The sequence below is a fragment of the Dankookia sp. GCM10030260 genome (assembly GCF_042666655.1).
GTDB lineage: Bacteria > Pseudomonadota > Alphaproteobacteria > Acetobacterales > Acetobacteraceae > Paracraurococcus.
On record NZ_JBHTDE010000001.1, the window covers coordinates 942,283 to 957,835 of the forward strand.

General features: G+C 73.5%; 11 protein-coding genes and 1 tRNA gene. 8 read left to right on the forward strand and 4 right to left on the reverse strand.

Features of this window, described 5'->3' with window-relative positions:
• Window positions 1-7: 7 nt before the first annotated feature.
• Complete coding sequence (gltB, locus tag ACFQS7_RS04565; protein WP_380065834.1) at window positions 8-4,651, reverse strand: glutamate synthase large subunit; 4,644 nt, start codon at window positions 4,649-4,651, stop codon at window positions 8-10.
• Window positions 4,652-4,849: 198 nt separating this feature from the next.
• On the reverse strand, window positions 4,850-6,100 hold the full coding sequence (locus ACFQS7_RS04570) for an MFS transporter (protein ID WP_380065835.1): 1,251 nt from the start codon (window positions 6,098-6,100) through the stop codon (window positions 4,850-4,852).
• A 105-nt stretch (window positions 6,101-6,205) separates the two neighbouring features.
• Between ACFQS7_RS04570 and ACFQS7_RS04575 the strand changes: the two genes are divergently transcribed.
• From ACFQS7_RS04575 to ACFQS7_RS04585, 3 genes are read left to right on the forward strand one after another with little or no spacing between them, the layout of a single operon-like run.
• Complete coding sequence (locus ACFQS7_RS04575; protein ID WP_380065836.1) at window positions 6,206-7,387, forward strand: acyl-CoA dehydrogenase family protein; 1,182 nt, start codon at window positions 6,206-6,208, stop codon at window positions 7,385-7,387.
• Window positions 7,384-8,160, forward strand: a complete 777-nt coding sequence (locus tag ACFQS7_RS04580) for a PIG-L deacetylase family protein (protein ID WP_380065837.1) — start codon at window positions 7,384-7,386, stop codon at window positions 8,158-8,160. Before ACFQS7_RS04575 ends, ACFQS7_RS04580 begins: the two co-directional genes overlap by 4 nt.
• Window positions 8,157-8,765: a class I SAM-dependent methyltransferase gene (locus ACFQS7_RS04585; RefSeq protein WP_380065838.1), complete on the forward strand. Its 609-nt coding sequence runs from the start codon at window positions 8,157-8,159 to the stop codon at window positions 8,763-8,765. The genes ACFQS7_RS04580 and ACFQS7_RS04585 overlap by 4 nt, the downstream gene beginning before the upstream one ends.
• Here ACFQS7_RS04585 and ACFQS7_RS04590 read toward each other — a convergent pair.
• On the reverse strand, window positions 8,692-9,885 hold the full coding sequence (locus tag ACFQS7_RS04590; protein WP_380065839.1) for a glycosyltransferase: 1,194 nt from the start codon (window positions 9,883-9,885) through the stop codon (window positions 8,692-8,694). The two genes, ACFQS7_RS04585 and ACFQS7_RS04590, sit on opposite strands and share 74 nt — an antisense overlap.
• A gap of 129 nt (window positions 9,886-10,014) precedes the next feature.
• On the opposite strand from ACFQS7_RS04590, the gene ACFQS7_RS04595 reads away from it, so the two are divergent.
• The 3 genes from ACFQS7_RS04595 to ACFQS7_RS04605 all read left to right on the forward strand — a co-directional run bounded on the left by ACFQS7_RS04595 (window position 10,015) and on the right by ACFQS7_RS04605 (window position 13,081).
• Window positions 10,015-10,950, forward strand: coding sequence for a fumarylacetoacetate hydrolase family protein (locus ACFQS7_RS04595; protein WP_380065840.1), 936 nt, complete (start codon window positions 10,015-10,017; stop codon window positions 10,948-10,950).
• Entirely contained in the window at window positions 10,950-11,987 is a 1,038-nt protein-coding gene (locus ACFQS7_RS04600; RefSeq protein ID WP_380065841.1) for an amidohydrolase family protein, read from the forward strand. Before ACFQS7_RS04595 ends, ACFQS7_RS04600 begins: the two co-directional genes overlap by 1 nt.
• Window positions 11,988-12,769: 782 nt before the next feature.
• Entirely contained in the window at window positions 12,770-13,081 is a 312-nt protein-coding gene (locus ACFQS7_RS04605) for a hypothetical protein (protein WP_380065842.1), read from the forward strand.
• Window positions 13,082-13,310: 229 nt separating this feature from the next.
• On the opposite strand, the gene ACFQS7_RS04610 is transcribed toward ACFQS7_RS04605, so the two are convergent.
• Window positions 13,311-13,384, reverse strand: a tRNA-Gln gene (locus ACFQS7_RS04610).
• Window positions 13,385-13,585: 201 nt separating this feature from the next.
• Here ACFQS7_RS04610 and ACFQS7_RS04615 point away from each other — a divergent pair.
• Together ACFQS7_RS04615 and ACFQS7_RS04620 are read left to right on the forward strand one after the other, a co-directional pair.
• Window positions 13,586-14,719: a Ppx/GppA phosphatase family protein gene (locus ACFQS7_RS04615; RefSeq protein ID WP_380065843.1), complete on the forward strand. Its 1,134-nt coding sequence runs from the start codon at window positions 13,586-13,588 to the stop codon at window positions 14,717-14,719.
• Window positions 14,720-14,756: 37 nt separating this feature from the next.
• A complete protein-coding gene (locus ACFQS7_RS04620; RefSeq protein ID WP_380065844.1) occupies window positions 14,757-15,449 on the forward strand; it encodes an RlmE family RNA methyltransferase in 693 nt (230 codons plus the stop codon).
• The last annotated feature ends 104 nt before the right edge of the window (window positions 15,450-15,553 follow it).

A 15,553-nucleotide genomic window follows, 5' to 3' on the forward strand; every position in this document is an offset into this window, starting at 1 on the left:
CTTGTCCTTACTCGGCCGCCGCGGCCGTGGCCGCGGTCTCCGCCTGCAGGTCGATCAGCGCGCGGCGGTAGTCGGCTGGCATCACCTTGACGAACTGCGAGAGGGCGGTGTCCCAATCCTCCAGCAACATGCGCGCCCGGGCGCTGCCGGTCAGCAGCAGGTGCCGCTCCACCAGCACGCGCAGCCGTTCGGCGTCGTACCGCAGCATGTCGCCCATGCCGCTGTCCTCGGCCGAGACCGAGCGCTGGCGCGGCCGGCCCGGCGCATCCGCCGCCGCCGGATCGGCCGGTGCGATGCCTTCCAGCGAGACCATCGACAGGTTGCAGCGGGTGCGGAAAGCCCCGTCGGGATCGTGGACATAGGCGATGCCGCCGGACATGCCGGCGGCGAAGTTCCGCCCGGTCTCGCCCAGCACCACCACCACGCCGCCGGTCATGTACTCGCAGCCATGGTCGCCGCAGCCTTCCACCACGGTGACGGCGCCCGAGTTGCGCACCGCGAAGCGCTCGCCGGCCACGCCCTCGAAATAGGCCTCGCCGGAGATCGCGCCGTAGAGCACCGTGTTGCCGACGATGATGTTCTTCGCCGGGTCACGCGCCAGGCCCGCCGGCGGCTTCACCGCGATGCGGCCGCCCGACAGCCCCTTGCCAACGTAGTCGTTGGCGTCGCCGGTCAAATCCAGCGTCACGCCACGCGCCAGGAAGGCGCCGAAGGACTGCCCGGCATGGCCGGTGAAGGCAATGTGGATGGTGTCGTCCGGCAGGCCTTCGTTGCCGTGCCGCCGCGCCACCGCGCCGGACAGCATGGCGCCGACGGTGCGGTGCAGGTTGCCGATCTCCCGCGTCAGCCGCACCGGCGTGCCGGCCTCGATGGCCTCCGCCGCATCGGCGATCAGCCCGCGGTCCATCGCCTTGTCGAGGCCATGGTCCTGCACCTCGGCATGGCGGATCGCCACGCCGTCGCGCGCCGGCGGCTGGTAGAGCAGGCGGGTGAGGTCGACGCCCTTGGCCTTCCAGTGGTCCAGCGCCGCCCGCATGTCGAGCCTATCGACCCGGCCGACCATCTCCTCCACCGTGCGGAAGCCGAGCTGCGCCATGATCTCGCGCATCTCCTCCGCCACGAAGAAGAAGAAGTTGATCACGTGCTCCGGCAGGCCGGTGAAGCGGGCGCGCAGCACCGGGTCCTGCGTGGCCACGCCGACCGGGCAGGTGTTCAGGTGGCATTTCCGCATCATCACGCAGCCCGCGGCGATCAGCGGCGCGGTGGCGAAGCCGAACTCGTCGGCGCCGAGCAACGCGCCGATGACGACGTCGCGCCCGGTCCGCAGCCCGCCATCGACCTGCACGGCGATGCGGCCGCGGAGGCCGTTCAGCACCAGCGTCTGCTGCGTCTCGGCCAGCCCGATCTCCCACGGCGAGCCGGCATGGGTGAGGGAGGTCAGCGGGCTCGCGCCGGTGCCGCCCTCGTAGCCCGAGATCGTCACATGGTCGGCGCGCGCCTTGGACACGCCGGCGGCCACCGTGCCGACGCCGATCTCCGAGACCAGCTTGACCGAGATGCGGGCGCGGTCATTCACGTTCTTCAGGTCGTGGATGAGCTGCGCCAGGTCCTCGATCGAATAGATGTCGTGGTGCGGCGGCGGGCTGATGAGGCCCACGCCCGGCGTCGAATGCCGCACCTTGGCGATGTTCTTGTCGACCTTGTGGCCGGGCAGCTGGCCGCCCTCGCCGGGCTTGGCGCCCTGCGCCATCTTGATCTGGATGTCGTCGGCATTGACCAGGTATTCGGTGGTCACGCCGAAGCGGCCGGAGGCCACCTGCTTGATCGCCGAGCGCATGGAATCGCCGTTCGCCATCGGCTGGAAGCGGTCGGGCTCCTCGCCGCCCTCGCCGGTATTGGACCGCCCGCCGATGCGGTTCATCGCGATCGCCAGCGTCGTATGCGCCTCGCGGCTGATCGAGCCGAAGCTCATCGCCCCGGTGGCGAAGCGGCGGACGATGGAGGCCGCCGGCTCGACGTCCTCCAGCGGCACCGGCGCCGCGGCCGGCCTGAATTCGATCAGCCCGCGCAGCGTCAGTAGCCGGCGGCTCTGGTCGTTGATGCCGGCGGCATAGGCGCGGTACTCGTCCCGCGAATTGCCGCGCACCGCGTGCTGCAGCCGCGACACGCTCTCGGGCGTCCAGGCATGGTCCTCGCCGCGGAGGCGGAAGGCATAGTCGCCGCCCACGTCCAGCAATTCGCGGTAGACCGGGTCGTCGCCGAAGGCCTGGGCGTGGCGCTGCACCGCCTCGGCGGCGATCTCGGCGATCCCGGCGCCCTCGATGACGCTCTGCGTGCCTGAGAAGTACTTCTCGACGAATTCGGTGGACAGGCCCACCGCGTCGAAGATCTGCGCGCCGCAATAGGACTGGTAGGTGGAGATGCCCATCTTGGACATCACCTTCATCACGCCCTTGCCGATCGCCTTGAGGAAATTCTTCTGCACCTCATAGGGCTTCAGCGGCAGCTTGCTCCGCTGGCGCAGCGCCTCCAGCGTCTCGAAGGCCAGATAGGGGTTCACCGCCTCCGCGCCATAGCCGGCGAGGACGCAGAAATGGTGCACCTGCCGCGCCTCGCCGGTCTCCACCACCAGCCCGGTCTGGGTGCGCAGCCCCTGGCGGATCAGGTGGTGGTGCACCGCGGCGGTGGCCAGCGGCGCCGGGATCGGGATGCGCGTGGCCGACACCGCGCGGTCCGAGATCACCAGGATGTTGTGGCCTTCCAGCACGGCATTGGTCGCCGCGTTGCAGAGGCGCTCGACCGCCGGCGCCAGGCCGGCGGCGCCATCCGCCGCGGCCCAGGTGGCGTCCAGCGTCGCCGTGCGGAAGGCATCGCCCGCCAGCGCGGCGATGCCGCGGATCTTGGCGAGGTCGGCATTGGTCAGCACCGGCTGCGCCACTTCCAGCCGGTAGTGCGACCCGGCATGGTGGCCCAGCAGGTTCGGCCGCGGCCCGATCATCGAGACCAGCGACATCACCAGCTCCTCGCGGATCGGGTCGATCGGCGGGTTGGTGACCTGGGCGAAGTTCTGCTTGAAGTAGTTGTACAGCAGCTTCGGCCGGCGGCTCAGCACCGCCAGCGGCGTGTCGGTGCCCATCGAGCCGATCGGGTCGTCGCCCTGCGCCGCCATCGGCTCCAGGAAGAAGGCCAGGTCCTCCTGCGTGTAGCCGAAGGCCTGCTGCTCGCGCAGCAGCCCGTCCTGGTCGTTCTGCCGGGTCGGCAGCGTCGGCGCCTTGGCCTCCGGCAATTCCTCCAGCTTGAACTGCGTCGCCTTCAGCCATTCGGCATAGGGGTGCTCGGCGGCCAGCTTCCGCTTGATCTCGGCATCGTCGATGATCCGCCCGGCGTCGAGGTCGAGCAGCAGCATGCGGCCCGGCTGCAGCCGCCACTTGTGGCGGATGCGCTCCTCCGGCACCGGCAGCACGCCGGCCTCGGAGGCCAGGATCACCCGGTCGTCGTCGGTGACGATGTAGCGCGCCGGGCGCAGCCCGTTACGGTCGAGCGTCGCGCCGATCTGCCGCCCGTCGGTGAAGGCGATCGCCGCCGGCCCGTCCCAGGGCTCCATCAGCGCCGCGTTGTATTCGTAGAAGGCGCGGCGGTCGGGATCCATCTGCGGGTTGCCGGCCCAGGCTTCCGGGATCAGCATCATCATCGCATGCGCCAGCGAATACCCGCCGGCCAGCAGGATTTCCAACGCATTGTCGAGGCAGGCGGTGTCCGACTGGCCGTGCGGGATCAGCGGCCACATCTTGTCGAGGTCGGGGCCGAGCAGCGCCGAGGACATCCCGCCGCGCCGCGCATACATCCAGTTGACGTTGCCGCGGACGGTGTTGATCTCGCCGTTATGGGCGATGAAACGGTAGGGGTGCGCCAGCTTCCAGGACGGGAAGGTATTGGTCGAGAAGCGCTGGTGCACCAGCGCCAGCGCCGATTCGCACAAGGGGTCGCGCAGGTCGACATAGAAGCTGCCGACCTGGCCGGCCAGCAGCAGCCCCTTGTAGACCACCGTGCGGGTCGAGAAGGACGGCATGTACAGGTCGACGTCGCGCGGCAGGCCTTCCGCATCCGCCAAGGTGCGGAACTTGTTCAGCGTCTGCTTGCGGATGGTCAGGATCTTGCGCTCGAAGGCGTCCTGGTCGCGGATCGCGCCGCTCGCCGCCACGATCGCCTGGCGGATCACCGGCATCGCCGCGATCACCGCCGCGCCGAGGCCGGCGGTGTCCACCGGCACCTCGCGCCAGCCGACCAGCGTCTGGCCCTCGGCGGCGACGAAGCGTTCCAGGCTGGCCACGGCGAAGGCGCGCGACCCGGCATCCTGCGGCAGGAAGCACATCGCCACCGCGTAGCGCCCGGGCGGCGGCAGGGTCAGGCCCTCGGTGTCGGCCCAATGGCGCAGCAGGCGGTCCGGCATCTGGATCAGGCAGCCGGCGCCGTCGCCCATCAGCGGGTCCGCCCCGACCGCGCCGCGATGGTCGAGGTTCACCAGGATCTGCAGGCCCTGGGCAATGATGTCGTGCGATTTCCGGCCCTTGATATCCGCGATGAAGCCGACGCCGCAGGCGTCGTGCTCGTTCCGCGGATCATAGAGGCCTTGTTGTTCGGGCGTTCCCATACGGCAACTCTTCGGGCAGTGGCGCAAGCGGGCGCGTTGGGGCAGGCGATCGGGCAATGGTTGTCGTCGGCACACGACGGTCGGTCACACTATCGGGAATGCCGCTGCGCGCCCATACCAAATGCCCGGCCGGTCCAATAGCCCCCCGGCGAGGCGGAATGTTGCGCGGCCGTCACCCGGCCAGGTTGCATTGCCCGGTCAGGCCGGCGGCGCACGCAGCCCCAGGGCGAGCGGCAGGGCCAGGCCGCACAGCGCCGCCATGGCCCAGAAGCCGCCCAGCCCGACCCGGTCGTAGAGCATCCCGGACAGCAGCAGCAGCACCGCGGTGAACAGCCCGGTGCCAAGCGAGGCCAGCAGCGCCTGCGCCGTGCCGCCCAGCCGGTCCGGCGCAAGCCGCGCCAGCACCGCCATGGCCGCCATGTGCTGCGCCGCGAAGGTCAGGCCGTGCAGCAACTGCATCGGCACCAGCAGCGCCACCGGGGCGTCCAGCGCCATGGCCGACCAGCGCAGCACCCCCGCGGCGGCGGCGAGCGCACAGGTGCCGCCCGCCCCCAGCCGGCCCAGCAACCGGCGGCCCAGCAGGAAGAAGACCACCACCTCGGCCGCGACGGAGAGCGACCAGAGCGTGCCGATGCTGCCCGGCCCGATCCCCGCCGCCTGCCAGCCCAGCACGGCGAAACCGGCATAGAAGGCGTGGCTGCCCTGGATCAGGCCGGAGACCAGCACGAGGCGACGGAATTCCGGCAGCCGCAGCAGCGCCCGCACCGGCCCGGCGGCGCGTGTCGCCGCGGGCAGCGGCGCGGGGGGCACCGCCGCGGGCAGCGGCGCGGGATCCACCGTCGGCCGCGGCAGCAAGACCGCCGGCCGCGGCAGCAGCAGCGCCGCGCCGGCCGCCAATACGAAGCAGCCGGCATTCAGCCAGAGCACCACCAGCGGCGACCCCGCCGCCGCGACGGCGAAGCCGGCCGTGGTGCTGGCGGCGATGAAGGCGGCGGCACCGGCGCCCCGCACCACGCCGTAGTCGAGCCGCCGCCGCCGTGGCTCGGCCGCCGCGCGCACCGCCAGCGCATCCGGCAAGGGGCCGATGGGGGCGGTCGCCAGGGCATGGGCGACGCCGACCAGCAGCAGCATCGCCCCGCCGGTCGCCGCCCCGTAGCAGACCACCGAGGCCGCCGCCGCCAGCAGCGCCAGGGCCAGCACGACACGCGGCGCGCCGGTGCGGTCGGCGACCGCCCCCGCCACCGGCATGGCGACCAGCCGCAGCGCGGTGCCCATGCCCAGCAGCAGCCCCACCTCCGCCGCCGAGGCGCCCTGCAGGGCCAGCACCGCCGGCAGGAAGGGGCTGAGCACGCCCCAGCCGAGGAACAGCATGGAGAACAGCAGCAGATAGCGTGGCAGCGCCGCCCGGCCGCCCAACTCCTCCGCTGCGGCCCGGCGCGTTTCGTTCATCCAGGGCAATAGCCGGGCGCGGCGGCGGGGTTGCAGCGGCATGCCGCCGGTCACGCAGGCCTGAGCGGAAGCGGGCGGGATGCATCTTTCCGGCGGCCGACCCGTTTGCCCCACGGCCCCGCATCCCGCGCGGCCCCGAGGACTGCCGCCATTTCCGTCATCCGTCCCGCCGCCTTCGGCGCCGCGCCCGACCCCCTGGACGCCTTGCGGGCGGTGCTGCCCGGCATCGCCGAAGCCGCCACGACCGAGGATCGGGACGGCGCCTTCCCGGCCGGCTCGGTCGCCGCGCTGGGCGAGGCCGGGCTGCTGCGGGCGCCGCTGCGGCGGGCCCTGGGCGGGCGCGGCTGGGGGATCGAGCCCTGCGGGGCGGCGCCGCTGGCCAGGGCGCTGCGCCTGGTCGGCCGCGCCAGCCTGCCGCTGGGGCGGCTCTACGAGGGCCACGTGAACGCGCTGCGCCTGGTGCAGCGCCATGGCACGGCGGCGCAGGCGGAGGCCGCGGCCGGGGACGCGATGGCGGGCATGCTCTTCGCCGTCTGGAACACCGACGCGCCGGGCGAGCCGCCGCTGGCGATCGACCCGGCGGGCCGGCTCGCGGGCCGCAAGGTGCTGTGCTCCGGCGCCGGCTTCGCCACCCGGGCGCTGGTGACCGCCCGCCCGGCAGCGATGCCCGAGGCGCCGCCCAGGATGCTGCTGGTGCCGCTCCCGGTGGGCGAACGCGCCGACCTCGCCGGCTGGACGGCGCAGGGGATGCGGGCCTCGGCGACCGGTGCCGTGGATTTCACCGGGCTGGCGACGAGCCACGACATGGCGATCGGCGCGCCGGGCCACTACCTGGCCCAGCCGGACTTCTCCGCCGGCGCCTGGCGCTTCGCCGCGGTGCAGTGCGGCGGGGCGGAGGCGGTGCTGGAGGCCCTCCTCGGCCATCTCCGCCGCACCGGCCGCGGCGGCGACCCGCACCAGGCGGCGCGGCTCGGCCAGGCGGCGATCGCGGCGGAGACGGCGCGGCTCTGGGTCGAATCCGCCGCCCTTCGGGCCGAGGCAGCACCGGCCACGGACGACGCCGCGACCTATGCCAACTTGGCCCGGACGGCGGTGGAACGCGCGGCGCTCGACGTGCTGGAACTGGCGCAGCGCTCGGTCGGGCTGACCGCCTTCTTGCGGCCGAACCCGCTGGAGCGGCTCTGCCGCGACCTCGCCACCTATCTGCGCCAGCCGGCGCCGGACCGCGCCCTGGGCGCGGCGGCGGCCGATATCCTGGTCAACGGGACGGAGTGGGACGTGCGATGAGCCTGGCCGGCGCCTGGCTGCGCGCCGCCGAGCGCGACCTGCCGCTGGTGGACGGGCTCGATGCACAGCTCGGGCCGGGCGGCGTTCTGGTGGTGGCGCCGCATCCGGACGATGAAAGCCTCGGTTGCGGCGGGCTGCTGGCGGCCTGCGCCGCGGCGGGGCGGCCGGCGCGGGTGGTGGTGGTCAGCGACGGTGCCGGCTCGCATCCCAATTCCCGCGCCTGGCCGCGCGCGAGGCTGGTGGCGCAGCGGCAGGCCGAGGCACGGGCGGCGGTCGGCGAACTGGGGCTGGACCCGGCGCGCGACATCGCCTTCCTCGGCCTGCCGGATACCGCGGTGCCCATGGCGGGCGCGGATTTCGACGCCGCCGTGGCGGCGCTGCGCCGCGCCGCCGGCCCGGCCCCGGGCACCGTCCTCGCCGCGTGGCGGCACGACCCGCACCGTGACCACACCGCCAGCTTCGCCATCGTCGCCGCGGCGATGCGGGGCTGGCCGGCGGGCACGCGCCTATTTGCCTATCCGGTCTGGGGACTGGCCTTCGCGCATCCCATCCCCGGGTTCCCGTTGCCGCCGGAGCCTGACCTTGCCGTACCGGCGCGGGGCTTCCGCCTGGATGTCGCGCGGCATTTGCCGGCCAAGCGGCGCGCGGTGGCGGCGCATGAATCGCAGGTCTCGGGCCTGATCGACGACGACCCGGGCGGCTTCCGCCTGCCCGAGGCGGCGCTGGCCCTGGCCTTCCGCCCCTTCGAGCTGTTCCTGGAGGAGGCCGCATGAGCCGCCCGCCGAAGTCGCTCGCACCCGACTATTTCGAGGCGATCTACGCCCGCGACCCGGACCCCTGGCGCTTCGCCGAGAGCGACTACGAACGGGCGAAATATGCCGCGACTCTGGCCGCGCTGGACCGGCCGCACTACCCGCGGGCGCTCGAGGTCGGCTGCTCGATCGGCGTGCTGACCCAGGCATTGGCGCCCCGCTGCGGCGCGCTGCTGGCATTGGACGCCGCCGCTGCCCCGCTGGAGGCGGCGCGGGTGCGCTGTGCCGGCCTGCCGCAGGTGGCCTTCCGGCAGGCATGCGTGCCGGGCGACTGGCCCGAGGCCGCCGGTCCCTTCGACCTGATCCTGCTGTCCGAGGTGGTCTACTACCTGGATGCCGCCGATGTCGGCCGGCTCGCCGCCCGGGTGGGCGCGGCGCTGGCGCCGGGCGGGGAGGTGCTGCTGGTGCACTGGACCGACCCGACCGACTACCCGCTCTCGGGCGATGCGGCGACGGAGATCTTCCTCGGCGCCGCGGCCGGCTTCGCCGGCGTCACGCGGCAGTCGCGCGCCGCCCAGTATCGTCTCGACCTGCTCCGCGCACCTCCGGCAGCCGCGGCGGGCTGACCGGCGCCGGGGCGCCGCGCAGCGTCCGCAGGATGCGCTGGGCGCGCCGCACCTCTCCCGCCAGGGCAGCGAGCCGCAGCGGCGTGCGCTGCCGCAGCGGCGAGGCCTGGCGTTCCAGCGCCTCCCAGGCCTGCCAGAAGCGCGGCAGGGCGGCGATCTCCGCCAGCGCCGCCGGCGCCAGGCCGAGCACCAGGGCCAGTTGCGGCGGGTCGCCCGGCCGCGGCTGCCCGGCCCGCAGCCGCCGCAAGGCGCGGCGGCAGCGCAGCCGGAACAGCGCGTCGAGCGCCGGCTCCAGCCCGGCGTCGAGCGGCGCCGCGTCGGCCTCCGCCAGCCGGCGCCGCAGCGTATCCGCCATGCCGCCGGCGGCGCGGCCATCCAGCCGGCAGGAGACGATCACCCGCGCCGCCGGGCAGTGCCGCACCCGCATATCGGCCCGCATCAAGGCCTCGAACAGCGCCCGGTCCTCGCCGACGGGGACCGCGGGCAGGCCGCCGACGCGGCGGTAGGCGGCCAGCGTCAGGGCGATCGAGGCGCCGGAATGCGCCGCGTGCCGCGGCCAGGGGTCGTGCGGGTCGGGATCGACCAGGGAGGCCATCTCGTCCAGCAGGGCGGCGTAGCGGGCCTCGCGGGCCTCCCGCCGGCGCAGGCCGCTCGGCAGCAGGGCGGCCTCGGCCGGGTCGGCGGCGATGGCGCCGGCCACCGCATCGGCGCCGGCGGCGAGCGCCGCGAGGTTGGCGGCCAGCCAGCCTGGCTCGGCCCGGCCATCGGCATCGGTGCTGAGGAGGGCGGCGTGGCGCGGGTCGGCCTCGGCCGCCAGCAGGTCGGCCGCCGCATCCATCGCCGCGCGGCGGGCGCCGCCGGCATGCGACAGGGCCGGGGGGAGCGCGGCCTCCTGCACGACCAGGCGGAAGGGCAGGGTGGGGGCGAGTGCGCGGGCCACGGCGGCGGTGTCGTCGCGGCAATTGTTTGCCAGGACCAGCACGGCCAACCCGCCCGGGGCCTGCTGCCGGGCGAGCGCCCGCAGGCAGTCCGGCAGCCGCGCCGCCTCGTCCCGGGCCGGGATGGCGATGGCGGCGCGGAGGCGGCTGGGACGAAGGGGGAGGGGGCAGAGGTTAGGCATCGGTCGGGGCAGCAAACGGGCCGCGCGCCTGACCGTTCCCGCTGCGGGTGGTTGCCGGCGGTCCCGTATGCGTGCCCAATCAGCCCCAAGGATGAACCGGCGCCGCCCGTGCGCCCTTGGGGAAACGCCATGAAGCTGCTGTTCGTCGAGGATTTCCGGCTCTGCTTGCTGCGGGGCGAGGACCAGGTGGTCGATGTCTCGGCCGTGGTGGCGGATATCCCGCATACCGGGCCGCACGACCTGATCAACGGGCTGATCGCCCGGTTCGAGGCCTACCGCCCGAAGCTGGAGGCGGCGCTGGCCAGCGGCCCGGCGGGGCCGCTGGCGGGCTTGCGCATCCGCCCGCCCCTGCCCAGGCCCGGCAACATCGTCTGCATGGCGGTGAACTACATGGAGGATGGCACCCTGCCGGCGGTGCCGGCGATCAACGCCTTCCACAAGGCGCCGACCGCCATCATCGGCCCGGGCGACGAGATGGTGCTGCCCGACGTGCCGGCGACGATCTTCGAGGGCGAGGCGGAGATGGCCCTCGTCATCGGCAGGCGCGCCTGCCAGGTGAAGGCGGCCGACGCCATGGACCACGTCTTCGGCTACATGAACTTCATCGACGGCTCGGCGCGCGGGCTGAAGCCGCCGGGCAACGTCTTCTTCCAGATGAAGTCGCGCGACACCTTCGCGCCGATCGGCCCGTGGATCGTGACGAAGGACGAGGTGAAGGATCCGCAGAACCTCGACATCCGGCTGACCAACAACGGCACGCTGATGCAGGCCTTCAACACCAGCGACATGGCGCACAAGATCGCCCGCTGCATCGAATGGGTGACGTCCATCCACACGCTGGAGCCGGGCGATATCCTCGCCACCGGCACCAACCATCGCGGGCTGAACGCCTTCATGGATGGCGACCGGGTCGAGCTGTCGGTCGAGGGGCTCGGCACGCTCCGCTTCGGCGTGCGCGACCCGCTGAAGCGGACCTGGAAGCGGGAGACGCGGCTCGACCGGCAGCGCCAGGGGTTCGACACGCCGACGCCGCAGACCGGCGGCAAGTACGCGACGGCGGAGTGATGCAGGCCATCCCGCAGCCGACGCGCTACGGGCGGATCTTCCCGCCCGATGCCGCCTGGCTGGCCCGGCGTCCGGCGGAGCCGGCGCTGGAGCCCGACCTGCCGATCGTCGATGCGCACCACCACCTGTGGGAGCGGCCGGGGCAGACCTACCTGCTGCCGGAATTCCTGGCGGAGCTCGACTGCGGCCACCGCATCGAGGCCACGGTCTTCGTCCAGTGCCACGCGATGCACCGCGCCACGGGGCCCGAGGCATTGCGCCCGGTCGGCGAGACCGAATTCGTCGCCGGGATCGCGGCGATGAGCGACAGCGGCGGCTATGGCCCGACGCGCGTGGCCGCCGGCATCGTCGGCTATGCCGACCTGGCGCTGGGCGAGGCGGTGGAGCCGGTGCTGCGGGCGCATCTCCGGGCCGGCGGCGGGCGGTTCCGCGGCGTGCGGCAATCCGCCGCCTGGGATGCCGACCCGGTCATCGGCAACGGGCATCCCGCGCCGGGGCTGCTGGCCCGGCGGGAATTCCGCGCCGGGCTGCGGCGGCTGACGGCGCTGGGTCTCGCCTTCGACCTCTGGGTCTTCCACACCCAGCTGGCCGAGGCCCTGGATGTGGTGCGGGCCTGCCCCGACACGACCTTCATACTCGGCCATTGCGGCGGGCCGCTGGGCTATGGCCCCTATGCCGGCCAGCGGGACGCGGTCTTCGCGCAGTGGCGGGCCGGCATGGCGGCGCTGGCCGGGTGCCCGAACGTGGTGGTCAAGCTGGGTGGGATGATGATGCGGCTGGCGGCCTACGACTACGGCGCGCTGCCCGCGCCGCCGAGCTCGGCCGAGCTGGCCGAGCATTGGAAGCCCTATATCCTCACCTGCATCGAGCTGTTCGGCGCCGAGCGCTGCCTGTTCGAGAGCAACTTCCCGGTGGAGAAGATGGGCATCGGCTACGGCGCGATCTGGAATGCCTTCAAGCGGATCGCCGCCGGGGCCTCCGCCGCGGAGAAGCGGGCGCTGTTCGCCGGGACGGCGCGGCGGGTCTATCGGCTGTAGGCCTGCGCCAGGCTGCCGGCATCGCGGGCCTGGCGCCGCCGATGCCGTCCGGCATTGGCCGGTCCCCCGGGCGCGAGGCCGGGGACCGGCGCCTGCCGGGTCGGGCGCGGCCGACCGTGCCGGTGCACCGGGCAGGGGCCGCGCTCCGCCGCTGCGTGCGCAGCGGCAGGCGGAGGCCGCCGCCGTCACCATCGTCCGGCCGCATCCCGGGGCCGGCGCGCGGTCCGCGCGGCAAGGCCCGCGCAGCCATGAGCTGGGATGCCGGGCCGGCGCCCGCCGGGGGGCTGCGGCGCCGCGACCATGCCGGGCATCGGGCCATGCCGCATCCCGATTGCGTCATCCAGGCCGCCTTGCCGCGCCGCCGCCACAATGCCTGCGTTGCAGGTCCGGTCGAATGTCGGACTTCGCCATGGGCTACCCATGCCCGGGGCGCGGAACGGCAGGATGAATCGCCCATTCGCACAACCGCGTAGCCCGCCCGGGGTACGACGTCCGGCGTGACCGGTCATAATCGGAGACCATTTGCCATGAACAACATCATCTACATTGTCGGCCTCGTGGTCGTCGTGGTTGCCGTCCTGTCCTTCTTCGGACTGCGCTGAGCGCTGGGATGGTCCCGCGCGGCGGCACGGGGAGCCATCGCCGGGAAGCCGGAGGGCCTTCCTGCCGGGGTGCCGCGGCGGCTTGCCCGGACGGGCGCGGCGGGATGGTCCGATGAGCTGCGCGAAGATGGCCATGGGCGGCGCCGGCCAGCGATCGCCTGGCCCAAGCGGTGCCGGCGCATGAGCGTCACCACCGCGGCGGCCTGGGACAGCAGGGTGGCGCGCCTGCTGACCAGGTTGCCCGAGCGTGGCAGGTCGGCCATCGAATGGCTGCGCCATCCGCCGCGGCGATGGCTGCGGCTGCCCTCCGCCGTCGTGCTCATCGGCGGCGGCATCTTCTCGATCCTGCCGGTGCTCGGGCTGTGGATGCTGCCGCTCGGGCTCGCGCTGATGAGCGACGACGTGCCGTGGCTCAAGACCCCGCTGGAGCACTCGGCGCGCTGGATCGAACGGGCGTGGCGCAGGGCGCGGGTGGCCTGGCGGCGCCGGTGACTCCAGCGCCGCGCGGTTGCGGCCTGGCGTAGTCGGGCTGGGGGCAGGGACGGCGTCGCGGCGGCGGCCGACCGGCGGGAGGTGTCAGCCCCGGTCTCACTAGGTGCGCGTTTCCGATCCGGGAAATCTACTGCTTCGCGCACGGCCAGAAGACTGCGGGACGCGAAGTCCCCAAGGTCGCCACCGTGGTGGAGGCGACACTGGGAAAGCCGGGCGTTGACGGCGGGGATGGCTGGGGGACCTGGATTCGAACCAAGACTGCCCGAGTCAGAGTCGGGAGTTCTACCGTTAAACTATCCCCCACCGGGACCCTGCCAACCGCTCCGGCGGCAGGGCGGCTCTGCTAACACTTCGTCCCGCGGGCCGCAACACCCCCACCCGTCGAAAGCGCTTGCCCGCCACACCACATTACAGGACGATGGCGCCTGAGACGCCGCGCCCTGCGGCGTGGCCCACTCGCCGGAAACGGCGCCGGGAAGGAGATGGGCCAGACGGTCCTGCGTGATGCCAGACGATACCGCAACCCTGGGGCTGCCAGAGCCACAAGGACCCGCCCCCGAGCGGCTTTCCGGCTATGGCGCCCCCGGCGCTGCGGTCCGTTGCGGCAGCAGTTCGCCCGCCTATGCGGCGCTCGACCTCGGCACCAACAATTGCCGCCTGCTGGTCGGCGCCCCGGCCCATGCCGGCTTCCGGGTGGTCGACAGCTTCAGCCGCATCGTCCGGCTGGGTGAAGGCCTGGCTGCCACCGGCCGGCTTTCCGACGCCGCCATGGACCGCGCCATCGCCGCCCTCGGAGCCTGCGCCGAGAAGCTCGCCCGCCGTCCGGTCCGGCATTTCACCGCCGTCGCCACCGAGGCCTGCCGCCGCGCCGCCAACGGCGCCGCCTTCCTCGCCCGGGTCGAGGCCGAGACCGGCCTCCGCCCCCGCATCATCTCGGCGCGGGAGGAGGCGGAGCTGGCGATGGAATCCTGCGCTCCCTTGCTGGAGGAGCAGGACCGCCGCGCGCTGCTGTTCGATATCGGCGGCGGCAGCACCGAGATCGCCTGGATCCGCGTCCCCGCCGCGGCGCCGCGTCCGGGCCAGGGCCAGGTCCCGGCGGAACTGATCGGCTATGTCTCGATGCCGCTCGGCGTGGTGACGCTGGCGGAGCGCGCCGGTGCCTCCTGCTTCACCCAGGAAGGCTTCCATGCGGTGGTCGACGAGGTGGCGGCGCATCTCCGCCGGTTCGACCAGGTGCATTGCATCGGCCAGGAGATCCGCGCCGGCGGGGTCCGGCTGATCGGCACCAGCGGCACCGTCACGACGCTCGCCGGGGTGGCGCTGGCCCTGCCGCGCTACCGCCGGCCGCTGGTCGATGGCCGCGTGCTGGATATCGAGGTGGCCGACCAGGCGCTGGGCGACCTCTTCGCCCTCGGCCGGGCCGGCCTCGCGGCGCATCCCTGCGTCGGCCCGGAACGGGTGGATTTCGTCCTGCCCGGCTGCGCCGTCTATGCCGCCATCCGCCGGGTCTGGCCGGTGCCGACGCTCACCGTCGCCGATCGCGGGCTGCGGGAGGGCATGCTGCTGCGGATGATCCGCGCCGACCGCATTGCGTCACGCGACAACCGGCCCTACCTCGCCCGACGGCACGGCCCCTGAACCGGGGCCGGCGCGCCAGCGAGGATCCGGACTGCCCATGAAGGGACCACCGAGCGGCGGGCGCGGCGTCACCACCCGCCTGAAGACGGCCAAGACCCGCAGCACCTCCAGCCAGAAATGGCTGGAGCGGCAGTTGAACGACCCCTATGTCCGCGCCGCCCAGGCCGCCGGCTACCGGTCCCGCGCCGCCTTCAAGCTGGTCGAGATCGACGACAAGCTGCATTTGCTGAAGCCGCGCGGCAGGGTGGTCGACCTCGGCGCCGCGCCGGGCGGCTGGACCCAGGTGGCGATCCAGCGGATCGGCGCGGGGGCCAAGGTGGTTGCGCTCGACCTGCTGGCGATGGACCCGGTCCCCGGCGCCATCGTGCTGCAGGGCGATTTCCAGGACCCGGCGGCGGAGCAGGCGGTGCTGGCGGCGCTCGACGGCCAGGCCGACCTGGTGCTGTCCGACATGGCGCCCAACACCACCGGCCACAACGCCACCGACCACCTGCGCATCATCGCCCTGGCGGAATTGGCGCTGGATTTCGCCATCCGGGTGCTGGCGCCCGGCGGCGGCTTCGTCGCCAAGGTCTTCCAGGGCGGGACGGAGAAGGACCTGCTCGACCTGCTGAAGCAGCGCTTCGCCACGGTGCGCCACGTCAAGCCGCCGGCCAGCCGCAAGGACAGCGCCGAGCTCTACGTCGTCGCCACCGGCTTCCGGCCGGCAAGCCAAGCCGCGGGCGCATAGCCCGGCCGCCGCAACACCGCTTGCCGCAACGGCGTGGAAGGGTCTAAGGGGACGCGCCAAGGCAGCGGATCGGACCGCCCCGTCTTTGGCGCGATCCCCGCCCC